Source organism: Gemmatimonadota bacterium, from assembly GCA_016712265.1.
Lineage (GTDB): Bacteria > Gemmatimonadota > Gemmatimonadetes > Gemmatimonadales > Gemmatimonadaceae > RBC101.
The window spans coordinates 277,991-297,697 of the sequence record JADJRJ010000030.1; the positions used below are offsets into that span (position 1 = coordinate 277,991).

Here is a 19,707-nt window from a genome sequence, read left to right on the forward strand (position 1 = left end):
CCATGGAATTCATCGTGCCGGGCAACGCGCCGCCTGGGGGGCACTACTCCCCGGGCGTGGTGCACAACGGATTGGTGTACGTGTCGGGGCAGTTGCCCATCAAGCCGGGGCGCGCCGAGCACGTGGTGGGGAGCATCGAGGAGCAGACCGAGCAGACCCTCCGGAACGTGCAGGCGGTTCTTCAGGCCGCTGGCTCAGACCTCGATCGCGTGCTGCAGATGACGATTTACGTCAGCGATGGCGAGTTGTGGGCGGCCGTGAATGCGACGTATGCGCGGGTCATGGGAAGCCATCACCCCGCACGGGCGGTCGTGCCGGTGAAGGACCTGCACTACGGGTACCAAATTGAGATTCAGGCGATCGCGGCGGTGGGGTAGGATGGGCGGCCGCCTCCGACGTGTGGTGCTCACAGATGAAGCACGGGCAGTACGTGGGGCACGCGCAGTACGCGCGGCACGCACGTCGACGTATTCGCGTTTCGTGTTGCCCAGGCCTCGTGCGTCCCGTGCGTAATGTCCTTGATCCCTGGTGACTGGAAATGACGCTTCGACTTCGTGCCCTTCTGCTCGGCGCCGCGGCCATGACCGCGACGCTTCCCGCGCAAGTGTCCTTCACGCTGCGCGAGGAGATGATCCCGATGCGCGACGGGGTCCGCCTGTACACGCGGATCTTCGTCCCGTCCGCCGCGCCTGCGCCCCTGCCGTTCATGCTCATTCGTACGCCCTATGGCATTGGGGGGTCGAGTGCCGCTTCGATCAACGCCGGGATGGGGTTCATGGCGAAGGATGGCTACATCTTTGTGTATCAGGATGCGCGCGGGAAGTTCAAGTCCGAGGGTGAGTTCGTGATGCTGCGCCAGCCGCGCGCGAATCCCAACGATCCGAAGGCCATTGATGAGTCGACGGACGCATACGACACCGTGGCCTGGTTGCTGGCCAATGTTCCCAACAACAACGGGCGTGCCGGAATGACCGGTGTCTCGTACCCGGGGTGGCTGACCGCGATGGCCATGCTCGAGCCGCACCCGGCGCTCAAGGCGGTGTCGCCGCAGGCGTCGCCGTCCGACATGTGGCTCGGGGACGATTTTCACCACAATGGGGCCTTTCGCCTCTCCTACGGCTTTGAGTACGCCGTGATGATGGAGAGTGGGAAGGGAGCAACCCCGTTCAAGTTCGACACGTACGACACCTACGACTGGTACTTGCGCCTGGGCACGCTGGCGAACGTCAACCAGAAGTTGCTCAAGGGACAGATCCCCACCTGGAACGACTTCTCGCAGCGGCCGGACTACGACGCCTTCTGGCAGCGGCAGGGCATGAAGCCCTGGTTGAAGCGCGTGACGGTACCCAACCTCAACGTCGCGGGCTGGTGGGATCAGGAGGATTTTTACGGCCCGATCACCATCTACCGTGAGTTGGAGCCGCATGATCGAGGCAACCAGAACTGGCTGGTCGTCGGTCCCTGGAATCACGGCGGGTGGATGCGTGGCGAGGGCAAGTCGCTTGGCCCGATCCAGTTCGACCTGCCCACCGCGCAGTTCTTTCGCGACTCGGTGATGGCGCCGTTCTTTCGGCACTACCTGCATGATGGGCCGAACCCCCGTCTCGCCGAGGCGCTGGTCTTCGAAGCGGGCGCCAATCGCTGGCGACGCTACGACAGCTGGCCGCCAAAGGTGGGCAACTCCAATCGTTCCTTCTACTTCAGGGAGGGCGGGCGCCTCTCCACCGATGCGCCTACGGCAAGCGGGCCCACCCAGTTTGACAGCTACGTCTCCGACCCAAAAAAGCCGGTGCCGTACCGCCAACGCCCGATCCCGGCCACGTTCGGCGGGGCACCGGGGTGGTCGACCTGGCTCACCGACGACCAACGCTTTGTGGCATCGCGTCCCGATGTCGCGGTCTGGGACACCCCGGTACTTACCGAAGACCTCACGATCGCCGGGGACATTGCCGTCACCCTGCACGCGGCGACGACCGGCTCCGACGCGGACTGGGTCGTCAAGCTGATCGACGTGTATCCGGACACGGGGATGGCTGATCCGAAGATGAACGGGTATCAGCTGATGGTGGCGAACGAGGTCTTCCGCGGTCGCTATCGCAAGAGCTTCTCGAAGCCCGAGCCAATCGTGCCCAACAAGGTCACGGACTTCACGGTCGACCTCCACACCCAGGCCTACACGTTCAAGAAGGGCCACCGCGTCATGGTGCACGTGCAGTCGTCGTGGTTCCCTGTGATTGATCGCAACCCGCAGAAGTTCGTCCCGAATATTTTTGAGGCACGGGAGTCCGACTTCGTGGCCGCGACACACCGGGTGTACCGCTCGAAGCAATTTCCGTCGAAGATCGTCCTTCCCGTGGTGAGCGGCGCCGTGCAGTAGCCGTCGGCGTTGCGCCGTCCTTCTCGTTAGTTTCTCCCGTCGCACACTCCCAGACCAATGCCCACTTACACGCACCTCAAGCCACCCGCCTCGGGTGACACGATCACCATGAAGGACGGTGTCCTCTCCGTTCCTGACCAGCCGGTGATTCCGTTCATCGAGGGCGATGGCACCGGCCCGGACATCTGGCGCGCCTCGCAGCGTGTGTTCGATGCCGCGGTCGACCGGGCATACGGCGGCAAGCGGAAGCTGGTCTGGTTCGAGGTGCTTGCCGGCGACAAGGCCAAGGCGGCCGTCGATACGTACATGCCGGACGATACCCTGGCCGCGATCTCGCACCACCTCGTGGCGATCAAGGGGCCGCTCGGGACGCCGGTGGGCGGCGGCATTCGCTCGCTCAACGTCGCGTTGCGTCAGCAGCTCGACCTCTATGCGTGCGTCCGGCCGGTGCGCTGGTTCGAGGGAGTGCCCTCGCCGGTCAAGCGTCCCCAGGACGTCAACATGACCATCTTCCGCGAGAACACGGAAGACATCTACGCGGGGATCGAGTGGGTGTCCGGCACCCCGGAGGCGCAGAAGCTCATCCACTTCCTGCAGACCGAGATGGGGGTGAAGAAGATCCGCTTCCCCGAAACCAGCGGGATCGGTATCAAGCCGATTTCGTCGGAAGGGACCAAGCGCCTGGTGCGCTCGGCGATCCGGTACGCCAAGCAGTACGGCGTCTCCTCGGTCACGCTGGTCCACAAGGGCAACATCATGAAGTACACCGAGGGGGCCTTCCGCGACTGGGGGTACGAGTGCGCGAAGGAGGAGTTCGGTGGCGTGGAGTTGGATGGCGGGCCGTGGCTCAAGCTGCCCGATGGCATCGTGATCAAGGACGTCATCGCCGACGCCTTCCTCCAGCAGATCCTCACGCGCCCGACCGAGTACGGGGTGATCGCGACCCCCAACCTTAATGGGGACTACATCTCCGATGCGCTCGCGGCGCAGGTCGGCGGGATCGGCATCGCCCCGGGGGCGAACATCAACTACCTCACCGGGCACGCGGTGTTCGAGGCCACGCACGGCACGGCACCCAAGTACGCGAACCAGGACAAGGTGAATCCCGGGTCCGTGATCCTCTCCGGTGAGATGATGTTCCGCTACATGGGATGGAACGAGGCGGCGGACCTGATCATCAGTTCGCTCGACAAGACCATCGGCCAGAAGAAGGTCACCTACGACTTCGAGCGGATGATGCAGGGCGCCACCCTGATGAGCTGCAGCGGGTTTGGCGAGGCCATGGTCGCCAACATGTGACGTCGGCCCACGCGTGATGACCACACCATACGACCTCACGGGGCAGGTGGCCCTGGTGACCGGGGGCACCCGGGGCATCGGGCGTGCCACCTGCATGGCCTTGGGCCGGCAGGGCGCGCGTGTCGTGGTCTCGTCGCGCAAGGCAGCGGCCGTGGAGGAGACGGTCGCGTCGCTCCGGGCGGCTGGGTATCAGGCAGACGGTATTCCCGCCAACGTGGGGCGGCTCGAGGACGCGCACGCCCTCGCGGACCAGGCACTCGCCCAGCATGGGCGGGTGGACATCCTGGTGAACAACGCGGCCACGAACCCCGTGTTCGGGGCGGTCGAGGACACCTCGCCGGAGGCGTTTGCCAAGATCATGGACGTCAATGTCCGGGGGCCGTTCGAGCTGGCCAAACGCCTGTTGCCGGCGATGAAGTCCGGTGGTCGTGGGGCGATCGTGAACATGTCCAGCATCGGTGGACTCGCCCCCGAGCGAGGGCTCGGGATCTACAGCGTGAGCAAGGCGGCCATCATTTCGCTCACCCAGGTCATGGCCAAGGAGTGGGGGAAGTACGGCGTGCGCGTCAACGCCATCTGTCCAGGGTTCATCAAGACCGACTTCTCCCAGGTGCTGTGGTCCAATGACGCGGTGATGGGCGAGGTCCTGGCCAACCAGCCGATCGCCCGACTGGGGACACCAGAGGACATCGCGGAACTCGCAGTATTCCTGGCATCACCCGCCGCGGGGTTCGTCACGGGCGGGGTGTACCTGGCTGACGGCGGCTACCTGCTCTAGGGCGACGTCAACGGCGCGCCCCTTCGCCGGGGCACGTCGCTTCCGCGGGACCGTGGACAGCTCGAAGGTGCCGACAAACTAACCTGCGACCTCGAACACCCCGGCCGCACCCATCCCGCCGCCGATGCACATGGTGACGAGGCCGTAGCCACCACCGCGGCGCCGGAGTTCGTGGATCAGCTGCGTCGTGAGCTTGGCGCCGGTGGCGCCGAGCGGGTGGCCCAGCGCGATCGCGCCGCCGTTGACGTTTAGTCGGTCGTCCGGCATCCCCAGCTCGCGCTTGACCGCGATGGCCTGGGCCGCGAACGCCTCGTTGAACTCGATGAGGGCCAGCTGGTCCATGGTGAGCCCGGCCCGAGCGAGGGCCTTCGGCACCGCGACAATTGGCCCGACCCCCATGATGTCCGGGTCCACGCCTCCAACACCAAACGACACAAAGCGAGCGAGGGGAGTCGCCCCCACGGCACGGGCCCGCTCGGCGGACATCAGGACCACCGCGGCGGCGCCGTCGGAGTAGGGACTGGAGTTCCCGGCGGTCACCGACCCCCCGGCCTTGAAGGCCGCCGGCAGCTTGGCCAGGCGCTCCACCGTCGTGTCCTTGCGCACCAGCTCGTCCACCGCGAACAGCCCCTCCTCGACCTGCTTCGTGGCGCCGTGCCAGGTGACCCGCTCGACCGGGACGGGGACCACCTGGTCGGTAAACACCCCGGCCTCCAGGGCGGCCGCCGCCTTCTGGTGGCTGCTTAACGCATAGGCATCCTGGTCGGCACGGCTCACCTGCCACCGCGTGGCGACGCGCTCCGCGGTAAAGCCCATGGCGATCATCCCTTCGGTCATGCCATCGTGCAGCCGAGCGTGGTGGCCGCTCATCGGCACCTGGCTCATCATCTCCACGCCGCCGGCCACCACGACGTCAGCCATCCCGCTCAAGATGGCCTGCGCGCCGGACGCGATGGTCTGCAGCCCGGAGGAACAGAAGCGGTTGATCGTCGCCCCGGGTACCTCCACGGGAAGCCGGGCGCGGAGGACGGCCAGCCGGGCCACATTGAGCCCCTGCGAACCCTCGGGCATCGCACAGCCCCACAACACGTCGTCGATGGTGCGGGGATCAAGGTCCGCCCGCTTCACCGCCTCCTGGATCACCAGGGCCGACAAGTCGATCGGGGTCACACCGGCGAGCGAACCATCCTTCTTGCCGCGCCCCACGGCGGTGCGAACGGCGGCGACGATGACAGCCTCAGGCATGGCAGTGTCCTGTGCAGGTAAACATTCAGACGGCGGGAAGCGAAGGCAGCGGGCGACCGGTCAGTTGCGCAGGGGTTTCCCGGTGCCCAGCATGTGGGCGATGCGCGCCTGCGTCTCGGCGGTCCCCAGGAGGGCGAGGAACGCTTCGCGCTCCAGGTCCAGGATGTCCTGCTCGGTAACGTCCCGGGGGGGACCGTCACCGCCCGATAACACGTAGGCGATGTGCTGGCCGATCCGGACGTCATGGGCACTGATGTAGCCCGCTTCCTGCATGGCCCACACGCCATACTTGAGGTTGCCGTAGGCCTCGCGTCCCAGTGCACGAATCGTGGAGGGTGGTGGCGGCGTGTACCCCGGGGCGAGGTCGAGGACGCGCGCTTTCGCGTCGGCCAGGAGGTGGTCGCGGTTCATCGAGACGCGGTCGCCCATTCGGAGGAACCCCAGTCGGCGCGCGTCCGATGCGCTGCTGCTCGTTGTGGCCATCGAGATGAGCTTGAACGCTCGCTTGACCGCCTCGAACGGGTCCGCCTCTTCGTACGGCGCCAGCTCGCGCGTGAAGCGGAAGAGCAACTCCTTCGTGCCGCCACCACCCGGGATGAGCCCGACGCCAACCTCCACGAGTCCCGCGTACAGCTCCCCATGCGCCTGCACGAGGTCGGCATGCAGGAGGAACTCGCAGCCGCCGCCTAACGTGAGTCCGGCCGGGGCGACCACGACCGGGAACGGCAAGCGACGCAGGTCCATCACCCCCTGCTGGAACGCCGCGATGGCCGCCTCGATGGCCTTCCAGTCGCCGGCCTGTGCCCGGGCACCGACGGCGCCCAGGTCTGCGCCGGCGGAAAACGTGCGGGGATCGGCGTTGCCGATCACCAGTCCCTCGAACGCGCCGGTCCGTATCCGGGCGGCTGCCTGCCCGATGGCGGCAAAGACGCCGGGACCCAGGGTGTTCATCTTGGCCCGGAACTCCAGGAGCAACACCCCATCCCCCAGGTCGAGCAAGGCGGCCGCGTCGTTGTGATCCACCACCTTGCCGGTGGTATGCAGCGTCGGAAGATGGATGAGCCCGGGCACGGGCTCCACGGGGACGTACTCCCCGAGCAGCGTGATCTGCCGCGGGCCACTGTTCAGCTGGCGATAACACCCCTCGCGAGCGGCGGCGAGCAGGGCAGGGGGTTCGACGCCGCGCGCGTGTGCCTGGTCACGCAGGAACTCGATCCCCATGGCGTCGATCTGCGCGAACGGTCCCATCTCCCACCCGTAGCCCCACTCCATGGCGCGGTCCACCGAGATGAGGTCGGGGGAGAGATCCGGGGCGGTGGTGAGGGTGTAGAGGGACACATCCGTCAGCAGGTGGCGGACAAACTCCGCGCGGTTGCCCCCGGCCCGGGTGATGCCTCGGAGGCGCTCGACCAGCGGTGCCTTGCGCAAGTACGCGAGTTCCTCGGCGACCACGTCACCCTGCGGCGCATACTCCAGCGTCCGCCAATCCAGCGTCGCAATTCCCTTCTTGTCCTTGCGGTAGAAACCGGCGCCGGTCTTCTCGCCCAGGCGTCCGCTGGCGACAAGCTGGTGCACCCAGTCGGGCAAGGTGAAGTCTTCACCCGTGGCGGCAGCGGTGCCGGCTGCGACGTGCAGCAGGATGTCGATGCCCGAGATATCGCTCGTGCGGAACGTGGCAGACTTGGCGCGGCCCGTGAAGGGCCCCGTCAGAAAGTCAACTTCGTCAATCGAGAGCTGGTACTGCTCCATGAGGCGCAACACGCGGACCATTCCATACAGGCCGATCCGATTGGCGATGAAGCCGGGGGCGTCTTTCGCGATGACGACGCCCTTGCCGAGGGTCCGCTCGGCAAAATGGCGGAGCGTGGCCACCACCGACGCGGCGGTGTCCGGCCCTGGGATGATCTCCAGCAGGTGGAGGTACCGCACCGGGTTGAAGAAGTGAGTGCCGAGGAACCGTTCGCGAAACGCCGCGCTGCGCCCCTCCTGGAGCACGCGCATCGGGATGCTCGACGTATTCGAGGCGATGATCGCATCGGCATGCGCTACCTCCTCGAGGCGGGCAAAGAGCCCCTGCTTGGGCGCCGGCTGCTCAATGATGGCCTCCACGATCCAGTCGCAATCGGCGAGCTGCCCCAGGTCATCCTCGGTGTTGCCGACGGAGATCAGTCGGGCCGCTGCCGGGTCCATGAGCGGGGCCGGGCGCGCCTTGAGTGCGCGCGCCACCGCGGCGCGTGCCAAGGCGCTGCGATCCCCGTCCGCGGCGGGGACGTCGAGCAGGACCACAGGGACGCCCGCGGAGGCGCAGAGGGTGGCGATTCCCGTGCCCATGGCACCGGCGCCTATTACGCCGACCTTGTTGATCCGCATCCACACACTTCCGGTCGTGGGTTGGTGGGAAGTTCAGTACGCGGCGGACGAAAGAGAAGGGTGTCGTCACCCCTCCGGCTACCGGGGTGCGAGACGGGCCGCTACGCTCCAGCATGGAACGGATCGTACCCGCCCACCTCGCGCGACTGGCCGTCCTCACCCTCGTGACCCTCGGGTGCGGCGTGTCTCCGGCAGTTGAGCAGGAGGCCGGCGACGCGATGGCGGCGCAGGTTATTCGGGAGTCGCCGGTGTTTGCCGACACGGCGCTCGACGCCTGGCTGGACGCACTCGGTGCCCGCATTGTGGCCGTCGCAGACTCCCAGCAGGGCCCCTGGAACTTCACCGTCATCGATCGTGACGACCTCAACGCGTTCGCCATTCCCGGAGGGCACGTCTTCGTACATCGCGGTCTGCTGGCGGCGGCCGGCACCATGTCGGAGGTCGCTGGGGTCGTGGGCCACGAGGTAGCCCATGTCACCCTCCGGCACTCGGCGAGACAACTCGGCAAGCGCACCCGGACCGGCGTGGTCCTGGGGATTTTCTGCACCGTGACTGGATGGTGCGCGGGCGACGTGGCGCAGGTTGCCCTTGAGCTGGGTGGGGCGGCGTGGATGGCCCGCCACAGCAGGGCCGACGAGGCGCAATCCGACTCTGCCGCGATCGAGTACCTGGTTCGCGCGGGCATCGATCCAGGGGGAGTGACCCGGATGTTTGAGCGGATGGCGGCGGAACGCAGCTCCACCCCCGGGGCCCTCGAGGCGTTCTTTTCATCCCATCCGCTGGACGACGAGCGGGTTCGGGCCACCCGCGCCCAGGTCGGGCGGGCCCGGCTGGGCCCGGCACTTCAGGGGGACGATTCGGTCTTCCTGCGGGTCAGGCCCCCACGGGGGCCAGGGTGAGTCGCGGCCCTGGTGACCTGCGGCACGGCACCTGCAGCTGTATTTAGGTGTACCCTTGTGCAATCGCGCCCCGGACAGGATAATGGGGGCGCTCCCACTGCCCGGATTTGGTCCAGATGCTTGCACCGCAGTCGCCATTTGACGCTTACCGTGCGGACCTTGATCGGTTCGCTCGTCGCTCGGAGTTTGGGTCCGCGGACACGGTGTGGCTGCTGCTGGCGCACTGCCTGGGCCGGTTGGCGCGGGTGGGGACCGGTGTTCGCGAGCAGCTGGCTCAGCAGGCGGCTGACGCCCTGCGTGACCTGCTGGAAGGGGTAGGCACGTCCGAAGCAGAAAGCGGTTCCGAGGCGCATTTCGCCGACCTGCGCCTGATTGTGGCCGGGCTTGCCGTGATCGACACCCCTGATGGGGCGAACGCAGTTGCACGGGCGTGTAGGGGATTCGCCTACAGGATGAGCGAAGCCGGGGCGCTTTCGGTCTCGTACGCGGTGCTCGGTCATGCGCGCGCCTGTGCGATTCAGGCGTCGGATCGGGAGCGCGGCCTGCTGGCCGCCGACCAAGCCCGCGTGGCGCGGCAGCTGGGCGAGCTGGAGTCGGCGGACGAGCTCTATCGCGTGGCGGAACTGGTCAGCGCGCGGTCCGGGGATCAGGAACTGGCGGCACGCGCGAGTCTGGGGCGCGGCGTACTCGCGCGGATTCAGGGTAACTACCCGCAGGCGCGACAGATGCTTCAGCGGGGCCTGCAAATGGCTCAAGCCGGAGGGTCGGCGGAGCTGCAGTTCTTCGCACATCAGGGATTGACCATCGTCGAGTGCGTTGCCAAGCGCTACGATCTGTCGCTCCAGCATGGCTGGGCGGCCTTCATGCTGTCCCGAGGCGATGCCACGCGCGAAGCGGAGTCGCTGTCGAACCTCGCGCAGGTCTGCCTCGAGGCGGGGTATCCGCGCGCGGCGCTCCAGGCGTTTCTGGGGACGTTGTCCCGGGCGACGGTCCTCCGGGTGCGGCTTGCATCCCTTGGCGGTGCCGCACTGGCCGCAGGTCGATGCGGCGATCTGGCGGTGTTGGCGCGGCTTGCCGAGGAGATCAAGGCTACGGTCGAGCGAAGTGCGCTTCCCTACGAAAATGCGGACACGCTCCGCCATCTCGCGCTTGCCTATTCAGCAACGGGAGACGACCTGAACGCCGAGCGTTACCGCCGCGCCGCGCTGGAGATTGCGGACGCGAAGGGCTATCACGAATTGCGGATCTCCTGCGACCGACCCGAGGTAGCGCGCACGGGTGCAGCCCCGCGAGCCCTGCCGCTGGAGGTGGAGAGCTTCGAGCTGGTCTCGAGCCTCTCCGCGCTCGAACCCGAGACCAGCGAAACCGCGTTCGTCCTTACACGTTCGGGTTGACGAAATTCACGTTCGGGTTCACGAAGTTCACGTTCGGGTTGACGAAGTTGACGTTCGGGTTCACGAAGCCCTTCGGGGCGGTCGGCTCCATCGGCGACGAGCAGGCGGCGAGGCCGGCGGCGGCAACAACGAAAGCGGCGAAACGGGCGAAGCGGGTCATTGGGGAATCCTCGTCGTGGTTGGAGAGGTGCTCACCGGCGAGTATAGCCGCGCGCCAATGGCGCGGCAGACACCCAATGGGCACCTCCCTTACATGGTGTAACCTTTTCGATCACGGGATCTACCAGGCACCATGATTGTCGGCGCCCTCGTCTGGGACACCACTGCGCGCGTGCGATTGGCTGAGGCCGTCAGGGGGTGGGGTCACCTGCATGTCTGTGACCGTCCATCCGAACTGCTTGCGCTCGCGGAGAACGGCCTCGTCGAAGTCGCGGTTGTTGACCTGAGGGATCCCTGGGGGGAGAGCACACTGCAGACGGTGCGACGCCTCACGGCCGACTTTCCGAGTGTGCCGGTCATGCTCTACTGGGTCATGTCGCCGATGGCCTCACGGGACATGCTCGAGTTCGCCAAGGCCGGGGTCAGCGACCTGGTACTGCGCGAGCTGGACGACGTCCACGGCCGTCTGGAAGGGTCCCTGCGCGATGCCGTGAGCCGACGCTCCGCGCTCGCGGTGTACGATGAGCTGGCCGAACTCGTCCCGCAGAACGTCGCGGTCATGATCCGATTCTGCCTGGAGAACGGGCGGCGCGCACTCACGGTGGAGGAGGTCGCGGCCGGACTCAACGTCCATCGCAAGACCCTCGTGGACCGACTCAGCGCCGCCGGACTGCCGACGCCCAGTACGGTGATTGCCTGGTGCCGCCTGCTCATCTCCGCGCAGATGCTGGAGGATCCGGGCCGCACGGTCGAACAAGTCGCCCTGATGCTCGACTTTCCCTCGGGGACGTCGATGCGCAACATGGTCAAGCGCTATACCGGGTTGCGCACCGGCGAGGTGCGGGAGAACGGTGGCCTGCGCTGCATCCTCCACGCGTTCAAGCGGGAGCTTCAGGGCGCCGGGGCGCGACAGGAAGCGTCCTAGGGCGACAAGGGGTGGGGGCGCGACACCTCGATGGTGACGGCGTCCTCCGCGAGTTCCAGGACGCAGTGCTCCCCTGGAACCAGGGCACGAAAGGCCTCGCACGCCACGAAGAGGTGCTCCCCGCCGCCCTCGCCATGCGTGGCGCACCGCTGGCACGACCGTCGTTCCAGGGTCGCGGGGGCGGCGGAGTCCCCAACCCGACCTTGCAGCCGGTCGCCGATCATGCGCAGCCGACGATAGGTCGTCTCGGTAATGTCGAGGCGACCATCGAGCGGCGTCTTGCGCCCCACGGGTCGGACTTCCAGAAGCATTGGCCCCTTACCGGATGCGGCGACCGCCCTGAAAGACCGCCCGGACGTCACGCATGACGGTCATGTCCAGCAGTGGGTCGCCTCGCACAAAAATGATGTCGGCGTACCGACCTGGAGCCAGGACCCCGATGCGGTCCTCCGCCCGAAGAAAACGGGCGGGCCACAGGGTGGCCGACTGCAGGATCTCCATCGGCGGGACGCCCAACTCCCTCCACTTCGCCATCTCCCGCCACGTGGCATCGCCGTGGAACATGGCGGGAATTCCCGCGTCGGTCCCGATCATCAGCCGCACCCCTGTTTCGCGCAGTTGGGCGAACTTCTGGGGCAGAATCGGGATGCGCGAGGGGAAGAGGGCGTAATACGGGAGTTGCGTGATCGCCGTGAGGGACGTGCGGATTTCCGTTGCCATTTCGGCAGGCATGAACTCGCGCCACGCCGGGTCATCCAGTCGCTCGGGAAAGAGCGTTCCGCTTTCATACAGTGTGAACAGTGGGGACAGCGTGGGAGTCCAATACAGGCCGCTGTTGCGTTCCCGTAGTCGTTGCAGGACATCCGGCGCATAGCCCGGTGCCGTGCCGAGGCCCGTGTGCTCGAACCCATCCACCCCGGCGTCGAGGCCAATGCGAATTTCCTCCATGCGATGCGCGTGGGCGACCACGGGCTTGCCGTTGCGGTGCGCCGTTTCCACGACCGCCCGGACCTCCTCCCGGGTCATCTGGTCCTGGTCGATCAGCTTGATGAAATCCACCCCCGCGTCGATGATGCGCTGGACCTTCGTCCTGGCGTCCTCGGCGCCGTTCACCCCCCAGCGGAAGTCCTGCTCGTATGCCTCGTAGGGAGCGTGCTGGATAAAGGGGCCAGAGACAAACAACCGGGGGCCGGGAATCTCACCGGCGGCAATGCGTCGCTTGACCGCGAGGATGTCGTCCAGTCGCGCGCCGAGGTCGCGCGCGGTCGTCACCCCGGCGTTGAGGAGCTGTCGAGCCGCGATGGGCATCACCAGGGTCGCGTCCCGGGTGCCGTAGAGCTGGTCCCACCGCTTGTAGTCGCCGTGCCCAAGGATGTGCAGGTGGACGTGCATGTCGATCAGCCCCGGGAGGACCGTCATGCCATTCGCATCCACGATACGCGTTCCCGCCGGGATGGGCACGTCGCCCTCACGCCCCACGCGCGTGATGCGTTCGCCACTCACCAGGATGACCCCGTTCTCGATTGGCGGGCCGCCGTACCCATCGATGACCCGCCCGCCGACAATGGCCACGGTCGGGGCCTGCGCCGTCAGGAGGGCGGGGAAGAGGAGCGCAACCGCCAGTCGGCGTCTCATGCGGCACCAGGGGTGGAGAGGGAGAGGAGGGCGTTGCGCATCTCGTGCATCACGTCGGCCACGGGGAGCACCCGGTCGATCCCGGCGACGCTGCGGCCGGCCTGCCAGTAATCGCGCGAGACGCTCCCGCGACTGTGTGATGCCTTGAGTGCCACCACGGATCGCAGGGCGTAGATCGTACGCATCCAGTGCTTTGTACGTCGCCCGCGGAGCATCCAACGCGCTACCGGGCCAGCCTGGAGTCCCATCCGCTGGATGTAGGGTGTGTTGATCACGGCCACGGGCACGCCGGTGAGGCGCTCGGTGAGGACGATGTCCGCTTCTGTGGCCTCGACGATGGCCTGCTTGTACCGGGGGTGCGCCGTGCACTCCTCGGTGGCGATGAACCGCGTGCCAAGTTGCGCCGCTGCGTAGCCGAGAGACAATACATGGGCAACGTCTGCGCCGGTGCTGAGGCCGCCGGCAGAGACGATGGGCAGCCCCAACGGGGCCAGCTCGTCAAAGAGGGCCTCCGCACTTCGAGACCCGGCGTGGCCGCCGGCGCGGCGATTGACGGCGACGAGGCCGTCCACGCCACCGTCCGCGCCCTTCTTTCCCCATTTCAGCTCGGTCACGTCGTGGTAGACGATCCCACCGGCCGAGTGCACGGCATCCACCACCCAGCGCGGATTCCCGAGCGAAGTGAGAAAGAACCGCACGCCGAGCTCCAGGGCCTCGTGCACCCAGCGCACCATCTTCTCGTGATAGGTGCGGGAGCTGGCCTCGATCAGGGCGTTCATCCCGATCGGCCGCCCCGCAGCGAGCTGCTGCATGAGCCGCACGCCGGCGCTAAACTCGTGCCCGTGGACGTAGGTCAGGGAGATCGGCTGGAAGATGCCCAGCCCACCATGCGCCGAGACCGCGCCAACCAACTCCGGATTGCTGCACGGATACATCGGTCCGCAGATGACCGGGAGTTCGACCCCGGCGTTCCGGGTGAAGGGTGTCGCGGGGGGCTCGGTCACAGGTGGCGAAGGAAGCGGTCGGGGGCGGCCAGAAAGTCGCGCGTCAGGTTCACGTGCTCCAGGGAGTCGTAGGAGACCGCGGCCATCGGCGACAGATCGAAGGAGTAGATGGTCGCGCCCGGGAATGCCAGCAGGATGGGGGAATGTGTGGCGATGATGAACTGGGCGTCCTGGGCGACCATGTCCTTCATCATCGCCATCAGCCCGAGCTGGCTCTGGGGAGACAACGGAGCCTCGGGTTCGTCTAGCAGGTACAGCCCTCCGGGAACGAACCGCGCGCGGAAGAGGGTGAGGAAGCTCTGCCCGTGTGAGTTGGCGTCCAGGTCAGCACCGTACCGACTCTCCATAGCGCCGAGCGACGCGCGGAGGGGCCCCTCGCGGAGCTGGCGCGCCTTGGGTGACGCCCCCGCGTAGGACACCGCGACCTCGTCCAGCTCGGCGAGGAGTTCCGCGCGCATCTTCGCCAGCGATCGCGTAAAGCCAAAGAAGTCCTCGGCGCGAAGGAAAAACCCACGCGTGGCCCTGCGTTCCCACGACAGCCGGAGCGCATCCGCCAGTTCGCGCTGTGCCACCAGGGTCGGGTCGCGGCGCGTATCGCGAGCCCCGATGGTCGGCAACGCGGCGGCCGCAGCGATCGCCTCGAGGACCGTGGACTTTCCGGAGCCGTTCTCCCCAACGAAGAAGGTCACGGGGGTCGAGAAGGCCAGATGCTCGAGCTCCCGGACAACCGGTACCGTGAACGGAAACCGTTGGGGGGTGTCCCCGTCCCGGCGCGCGATGCTGTGCAGATGGATCATCCAGCGTACATTCCCGCGCCACTCCTGACGCACCGAAAGCCACGTGGAGAACCTCACATGACAGCACGCCTCATCGCAACCGCCTCCCTGTCTCTCTTCGGCGCCATGGCGCTCGGCGCACAGGGGCGCGCCTTTACCCCAGCCGATTGGTACAAGGTGGTCACCGTCGGCGCGCCGGCCATGTCACCGGACGGCAAGCGCGTGGCGATGACCGTCACGACGGTCCGCGAAGCGGAGAACCGTCGCCACTCGGAAATCTGGGTGGTGGGCACGGACGGCGGAGCGCCGCAGCGGTTCACAAGCAGTGGATACGAAAGTTCGGCGCCGCGCTGGTCGCCCGACGGGGCATGGCTCCTGTTCAGTTCGCAGCGCCCGGGCTCACGAGCCCGCACCTGGGGGGTCCGCATGGACCAGCCGGGCGGCGAAGCGGTGGAGGTTGATCGGTATCCGGCCGGCTCGATGCCCGGGGACAAGTTGTTCGCCGTCTGGAGTGAGGCGACGACCGGCGATACGGCGTCGCGTGGCGATGCGCAGGCGGCGATGCCGCCGATGGCCCGTGCCCCGTATGGCTCGATCACCGCGCCGCTCGACCCGAAGCGCTTCGATGGTCGACACATCACGGAGATGCGCTACAAGTCCAATGGCCCGGGCTTTCTGCCAGGGCCACGTGATGCTCGCGTGTATCGGCCGACGCAGGTCTGGATGCAGTCGTTCGCGGAAGGCTCAAAGAAGCGCCTGGTGGACAGCACGGTGTACTCGCGTCGCGGCGCCGTGGTCTCGCCCGACGGACAGTGGATCGCGTACACGGCAGACCCCGCGATGCGGCCGGACTCCGTTGTGGAGGCCGAGCGCGACTCCCTCGCCGAGCTGCCGTACGACGCGAAGCGAGATGAGGCGCCGCGCAACGACGCTGATGTGTTTGTGATCCCGATCTCCGGCGGGGCGCCACGCCGCCTGACCACTGCGATGGGGAGCGAAGGCGACCTCGCTTGGTCGCCCGACGGCCAGTGGATCTCCTTCGTCGCTTCGCCGACGCGGGTGTCGTCGCAGCGGCTGTACGTCGTGCCGGTCGCGGGCGGAACGCCTACGAACGTGTTGGGCGACTGGCAGTATGAGCCGGACGGGTATGCGTGGCGCCCCGATGGCAAGATTGCGATGTGGGCGGCGATTGGCGGGCGCAGCGGCTATCACGTCGTGGATCCGGCCACGCGGCAGATCCGCGAGGTCATTGGCGGTCGTCGGCGCTTGAACGGGTTCAGCACCGATGCCGCGGGGCAGCGCGTCGCCTTTGTGGCGACCAGCATGGACCGGCCAACCGAGCTGTACATCGCGGGCACCGACGGATCCGTGGAGCGGAAGCTGACGGGATTCAACGACGCTCTGCGCGCCGAGGTCGCATTTTCTGATGCGGAGCGCTTCACCTACACGAGTGTGGGGAACCTGGAGATCGAAGGGTGGCTGATGAAGCCACACGGGTACACCCCGGGGCGAAAGTACCCCGCGGTGCTGTACATCCATGGTGGCCCGCACTCAGCGTACGGCGAGAACTGGTTCGATGAATTCCAGAACCTCGCGGGGGCCGGGATGTTCGTCGTGTTCACCAACCCCCGCGGCTCTTCCGGCTACGGTGCAAAGTTTACCTATGCCACGCGAGGGCGGTGGTTCGCCGAGGACTACCAGGACCTGATGAAGGCGATGGACATCGTGGCTCGGCGTCCGGACGTCGACTCCACGCGCATGGGCGTGACCGGTGGGTCCTACGGTGGCGTGATGACGGCGTGGGTCACCGCGAAGACGAATCGCTTCAAGGCGGCACAGGCGGACCGCATGATCTCCAATTGGTGGTCCTGGTATGGCACGTCAGACGCCCAGGGGCTCACCGAGTTCGAGTTCATGGGCAAGCCCTGGGATAATCCGGTGATGTACGATACGCTGTCGCCCATCCGGTACATCCGGAAGGTGAAGACCCCAACCTTGATCGTGCAGTCGGAGGAGGATCACCGGACGCCGATGACCGACGCCGAACAGTGGTTCGTCGGGCTCAAGAAGCAGGGGACGCCGGTCGAGATGGTGCGGTATCCGCGGTCCACGCATGACCTGTCGCGGAACGGTGAGCCGTGGCTGCTCGTGGACCGGTTGGGGCGCTTGCGGCAGTGGTTTTTGCACTGGCTCAAGCCAGCCGCGATGTAAGTTGTCGTTTGTCACGACGGCGATAGATGCGCTGGTGATGGTGCAGGGAGCAGCCCTGGTGCTGCTCCTGGCTCGCTTGCTGCCCGGGGCGTTTCGGCGTCCGCCGGTCGCGCCCGTTCCCGAGGGACTGACGGACACGAGCGTTTCCGTCCTGGTCCCATGCTTCAACGAGGGGCAGCGCATCGGCCCATGCCTGGCGGGGCTTTCGGCACAGGGATCTCCCGTTCACGAAATTCTCGTCATCGACTCCGGGTCGACCGACGGGACGCGGGCCCTGGTGGCTGACGCCGCGCGGCGAGACGCGCGGATCAGGCTATTGACCGACCCGCCCTTGCCCGAGGGATGGGTCGGGAAGGTCTGGGCCCTGCAACACGGTCTTTCCGAGGCAACCGGTGAGTGGATCCTCGGGATCGACGCGGACACCTCTCCGCGCCCGGGCCTGGCCGCGGGGGTCGTGGCGGCGGCGCGAGAATCCGGCGACGACGTGCTGTCGTTCGCGCCGCGTTTCGCCCGCATGACCGCCGCCGAGCAGTGGCTGCAACCCTCGATGTTGCTGACCCTGGTGTACCGGTTTGGCGCCGCCGGTCGACGTCGTCCTCCGGCGCATCGGGTGATGGCGAATGGCCAGTGCTTCCTTGCGCGGGCGGAGACGCTGCGGCGATTTGGGGGATATGCGGCCGCGAGGGATTCGTGGGCAGACGACGTCTCGCTGGCGCGGCACCTTGCGCAGGGTGGGGTCTCCGTCGGCTTCCTCGATGGTGCACGCCTCTACGACGTGCGTGCCTACGAGTCGCTCGGGCACATGTGGCGTGAGTGGGGGCGCTCCTTCGACCTGTCGGATGCCAGCACGCGCCTACGGCATGGGTTCGACGTCGCGTTTATATGGCTGGTGCAGGGGTTGCCCCTTCCGCTGATCGCGACGGCCCTGGCCACGGGTGCGCGTGTGGAGGAGGCGGCGTTCTGGGTGCCGGGGGCGCTCCTCGGGATTCGCATCCTGATGCTCGGCGCGCTCTGGGGGAGCTACGCGCAGCACTCCGGGGGGTTCCTGCTGTCTCCCCTGGCCGATCCCGTGGCGGCCGTGCGGCTCCTCCTGTCCACGGTGCGGCGGCCGACGCAGTGGCGTGGCCGAGTGCTGCGTCGTTAGGCGTGTACTCGGCGCCGCAAGGCGAGCATCACCAGGGCAACCACCACGCTAAAGGCATCCTCGGCCATCCCACTGGCGAACGTCATGAGGCTGAGGACCACCGCACTGAGGGCAATCGAAAGGGAGGCCACCGGGAGCCCAAATGCGGCGAAGTCGCGGAAGGTGATACGCTCTCCCGCCCGCTCCGCGAGTCCGGTGGCCGTGACGTTGGCCGATGCACCGATGACCGTGGCGTTTCCGCCCAGGCAGGCGCCGAGGGACAGCGACCACCAGAGCACCTCGGTGGGACCCTGCATCGAGCTGACCAACTGGGCCACGATCGGAATGGACACGGCGACAAACGGGATGTTGTCGACGAGGGCGGACATCACCGCGGAGACCACCAGGATCAGGAGTGCGGCTGCCAGCACGGCCCCTTCCGGCCCGAGTCCCAACCCGCTCTCCATTCCTGCGATTCCGGCCTGGAGCCCGTTCGCGGCCCGGCCAATCAGTCCCGTATCGACGGCTGAACCGACCAGGATGAAGAGCATCGCGAAGAATGCGATCGTCGGCCACTCAATGTCGCGTTCGGTGATCTCGAGGATCCCGTGGATCCGCTCTTCGTGGGTGGGTTTGCTCACGCGCAGGTACCGCCAATCCTGAAGGGCGAGCGCAAGGGCTGCCCCAATCGTTGCCGGGATCGCGACCGGCATGTGTGTGAGATGGTGAGTGAAGAAGCCGGCGAGGATCCCGAGGGAAATGAGGGCGAGACCTCGTGCCAGGGTGCGATCCAGCGCGAGTGGCTCGGTTGCCGATGGGAGTGGCGCACTGGCCAGTGTCGCGCGCGCGGACGCGAGGTCAGCTCGGTAGACACGCCCGGCGAAGAGATCGAGCCAGGCCAGCAGGGCGACGCAGGGGAGGGTCAAGGTCACCAGGAACTGGGTGAACGAGAGGCCTGTGGCCGATCCGATCAGGATGTTGGGAGGGTCACCGATGAGCGTGGCTGTCCCGCCGATGTTCGACGCCATCACCATCGGCAGCAGGTAAACGCGCGCGCGCAGGCCGTATTGCGACGCGAAGGCAATGACCAGGGGTGTCAGGAACACCACGGTGGTGACGTTGTCCAGCAAAGCGGAGGCGACGCCCGTCGACCAAATGATGATCGTGAGCAGGCGCCTGGGGTTGCCGCCGGCCCGCGCCAGTGTGCTGCGCGCCAGGCGGTCGAGCACACCAGAGGTGCGAAACACTCCAACGAGCGCCATCATGGCGGTGAGCAGCGCCAGCACGTTGAGGTCGAGCGCGTGTGCCACGCGTTCGAACGGCATCAGGTGGTAGGGCGTCGCGTAGGTGATGAGGAACAACAGCGCCGCAGCGCCCAGCGCGATGAGGACGCGGTGAGCGGTCTCGATCACCAGCGCACCGAAGAGCGCGATGAGGAGTACCGCGACGATGCCCTGCGAGACAGGGTCCGTTGTGGTGAGGAGGGCGGGCGCGGGTGCCATGAAGGAAGGC

General features: G+C 67.0%; 17 protein-coding genes. 9 read left to right on the top strand and 8 right to left on the bottom strand.

The window, feature by feature from the left end:
• Positions 1-2 precede the first annotated feature (2 nt).
• The 4 genes from IPK85_16475 to IPK85_16490 all read left to right on the top strand — a co-directional run bounded on the left by IPK85_16475 (position 3) and on the right by IPK85_16490 (position 4,454).
• Entirely contained in the window at positions 3-377 is a 375-nt protein-coding gene (locus IPK85_16475) for a RidA family protein (protein MBK8248974.1), read from the top strand.
• Between the two features lie 161 nt (positions 378-538).
• Entirely contained in the window at positions 539-2,377 is a 1,839-nt protein-coding gene (locus IPK85_16480) for a CocE/NonD family hydrolase (protein MBK8248975.1), read from the top strand.
• Between the two features lie 57 nt (positions 2,378-2,434).
• On the top strand, positions 2,435-3,676 hold the full coding sequence (gene icd, locus IPK85_16485) for an NADP-dependent isocitrate dehydrogenase (protein MBK8248976.1): 1,242 nt from the start codon (positions 2,435-2,437) through the stop codon (positions 3,674-3,676).
• 16 nt (positions 3,677-3,692) lie between these two features.
• On the top strand, positions 3,693-4,454 hold the full coding sequence (locus IPK85_16490) for a glucose 1-dehydrogenase (protein MBK8248977.1): 762 nt from the start codon (positions 3,693-3,695) through the stop codon (positions 4,452-4,454).
• Positions 4,455-4,532: 78 nt separating this feature from the next.
• Here the strand turns inward: IPK85_16490 and IPK85_16495 are convergent, their stop codons facing one another.
• Together IPK85_16495 and IPK85_16500 are read right to left on the bottom strand one after the other, a co-directional pair.
• Complete coding sequence (locus IPK85_16495; protein MBK8248978.1) at positions 4,533-5,699, bottom strand: thiolase family protein; 1,167 nt, start codon at positions 5,697-5,699, stop codon at positions 4,533-4,535.
• Between the two features lie 60 nt (positions 5,700-5,759).
• Positions 5,760-8,069 (bottom strand): 3-hydroxyacyl-CoA dehydrogenase/enoyl-CoA hydratase family protein, encoded by a 2,310-nt coding sequence (locus IPK85_16500; GenBank protein MBK8248979.1) that lies wholly within the window; start codon positions 8,067-8,069, stop codon positions 5,760-5,762.
• A 113-nt stretch (positions 8,070-8,182) separates the two neighbouring features.
• Between IPK85_16500 and IPK85_16505 the strand changes: the two genes are divergently transcribed.
• Together IPK85_16505 and IPK85_16510 are read left to right on the top strand one after the other, a co-directional pair.
• Complete coding sequence (locus tag IPK85_16505; protein ID MBK8248980.1) at positions 8,183-8,968, top strand: M48 family metalloprotease; 786 nt, start codon at positions 8,183-8,185, stop codon at positions 8,966-8,968.
• Positions 8,969-9,084: 116 nt separating this feature from the next.
• Positions 9,085-10,362, top strand: coding sequence for a hypothetical protein (locus IPK85_16510; protein ID MBK8248981.1), 1,278 nt, complete (start codon positions 9,085-9,087; stop codon positions 10,360-10,362).
• Here the strand turns inward: IPK85_16510 and IPK85_16515 are convergent.
• Positions 10,346-10,522 carry a hypothetical protein gene (locus IPK85_16515; protein ID MBK8248982.1) on the bottom strand — a complete coding sequence of 59 codons (177 nt, stop codon included), beginning with the start codon at positions 10,520-10,522 and terminating at the stop codon, positions 10,346-10,348. The two genes, IPK85_16510 and IPK85_16515, sit on opposite strands and share 17 nt — an antisense overlap.
• A gap of 132 nt (positions 10,523-10,654) precedes the next feature.
• On the opposite strand from IPK85_16515, the gene IPK85_16520 reads away from it, so the two are divergent.
• Positions 10,655-11,446, top strand: a complete 792-nt coding sequence (locus tag IPK85_16520; GenBank protein ID MBK8248983.1) for a helix-turn-helix domain-containing protein — start codon at positions 10,655-10,657, stop codon at positions 11,444-11,446.
• On the opposite strand, the gene IPK85_16525 is transcribed toward IPK85_16520, so the two are convergent.
• The 4 genes from IPK85_16525 to IPK85_16540 all read right to left on the bottom strand — a co-directional run bounded on the left by IPK85_16525 (position 11,443) and on the right by IPK85_16540 (position 14,882).
• Positions 11,443-11,736, bottom strand: a complete 294-nt coding sequence (locus IPK85_16525) for a hypothetical protein (GenBank protein MBK8248984.1) — start codon at positions 11,734-11,736, stop codon at positions 11,443-11,445. The two genes, IPK85_16520 and IPK85_16525, sit on opposite strands and share 4 nt — an antisense overlap.
• A gap of 28 nt (positions 11,737-11,764) precedes the next feature.
• A complete protein-coding gene (locus IPK85_16530; GenBank protein ID MBK8248985.1) occupies positions 11,765-13,081 on the bottom strand; it encodes an amidohydrolase family protein in 1,317 nt (438 codons plus the stop codon).
• A complete protein-coding gene (locus tag IPK85_16535) occupies positions 13,078-14,016 on the bottom strand; it encodes a nitronate monooxygenase (GenBank protein MBK8248986.1) in 939 nt (312 codons plus the stop codon). Before IPK85_16535 ends, IPK85_16530 begins: the two co-directional genes overlap by 4 nt.
• A 65-nt stretch (positions 14,017-14,081) precedes the next feature.
• On the bottom strand, positions 14,082-14,882 hold the full coding sequence (locus IPK85_16540) for an AAA family ATPase (GenBank protein MBK8248987.1): 801 nt from the start codon (positions 14,880-14,882) through the stop codon (positions 14,082-14,084).
• Between the two features lie 57 nt (positions 14,883-14,939).
• Between IPK85_16540 and IPK85_16545 the strand changes: the two genes are divergently transcribed.
• On the top strand, positions 14,940-17,072 hold the full coding sequence (locus tag IPK85_16545) for a S9 family peptidase (protein MBK8248988.1): 2,133 nt from the start codon (positions 14,940-14,942) through the stop codon (positions 17,070-17,072).
• Positions 16,975-18,216, top strand: a complete 1,242-nt coding sequence (locus tag IPK85_16550; GenBank protein MBK8248989.1) for a glycosyltransferase — start codon at positions 16,975-16,977, stop codon at positions 18,214-18,216. Before IPK85_16545 ends, IPK85_16550 begins: the two co-directional genes overlap by 98 nt.
• Here IPK85_16550 and IPK85_16555 read toward each other — a convergent pair.
• Complete coding sequence (locus IPK85_16555) at positions 18,213-19,697, bottom strand: hypothetical protein (protein ID MBK8248990.1); 1,485 nt, start codon at positions 19,695-19,697, stop codon at positions 18,213-18,215. The two genes, IPK85_16550 and IPK85_16555, sit on opposite strands and share 4 nt — an antisense overlap.
• Between the last annotated feature and the right edge of the window lie 10 nt (positions 19,698-19,707).

Bases quoted from the DNA above. Each gene is read 5' to 3' on its own strand.
- IPK85_16475 (MBK8248974.1), top strand. From the start codon at position 3: ATGGAATTCATCGTGCCGGGCAACGCGCCGCCTGGGGGGCACTACTCC.
- IPK85_16480 (MBK8248975.1), top strand. From the start codon at position 539: ATGACGCTTCGACTTCGTGCCCTTCTGCTCGGCGCCGCGGCCATGACC.
- icd (MBK8248976.1), top strand. From the start codon at position 2,435: ATGCCCACTTACACGCACCTCAAGCCACCCGCCTCGGGTGACACGATC.
- IPK85_16490 (MBK8248977.1), top strand. From the start codon at position 3,693: ATGACCACACCATACGACCTCACGGGGCAGGTGGCCCTGGTGACCGGG.
- IPK85_16495 (MBK8248978.1), bottom strand. From the start codon at position 5,699: ATGCCTGAGGCTGTCATCGTCGCCGCCGTTCGCACCGCCGTGGGGCGC.
- IPK85_16500 (MBK8248979.1), bottom strand. From the start codon at position 8,069: ATGCGGATCAACAAGGTCGGCGTAATAGGCGCCGGTGCCATGGGCACG.
- IPK85_16505 (MBK8248980.1), top strand. From the start codon at position 8,183: ATGGAACGGATCGTACCCGCCCACCTCGCGCGACTGGCCGTCCTCACC.
- IPK85_16510 (MBK8248981.1), top strand. From the start codon at position 9,085: ATGCTTGCACCGCAGTCGCCATTTGACGCTTACCGTGCGGACCTTGAT.
- IPK85_16515 (MBK8248982.1), bottom strand. From the start codon at position 10,522: ATGACCCGCTTCGCCCGTTTCGCCGCTTTCGTTGTTGCCGCCGCCGGC.
- IPK85_16520 (MBK8248983.1), top strand. From the start codon at position 10,655: ATGATTGTCGGCGCCCTCGTCTGGGACACCACTGCGCGCGTGCGATTG.
- IPK85_16530 (MBK8248985.1), bottom strand. From the start codon at position 13,081: ATGAGACGCCGACTGGCGGTTGCGCTCCTCTTCCCCGCCCTCCTGACG.
- IPK85_16535 (MBK8248986.1), bottom strand. From the start codon at position 14,016: ATGTATCCGTGCAGCAATCCGGAGTTGGTTGGCGCGGTCTCGGCGCAT.
- IPK85_16540 (MBK8248987.1), bottom strand. From the start codon at position 14,882: ATGATCCATCTGCACAGCATCGCGCGCCGGGACGGGGACACCCCCCAA.
- IPK85_16545 (MBK8248988.1), top strand. From the start codon at position 14,940: ATGACAGCACGCCTCATCGCAACCGCCTCCCTGTCTCTCTTCGGCGCC.
- IPK85_16550 (MBK8248989.1), top strand. From the start codon at position 16,975: ATGACCTGTCGCGGAACGGTGAGCCGTGGCTGCTCGTGGACCGGTTGG.
- IPK85_16555 (MBK8248990.1), bottom strand. From the start codon at position 19,697: ATGGCACCCGCGCCCGCCCTCCTCACCACAACGGACCCTGTCTCGCAG.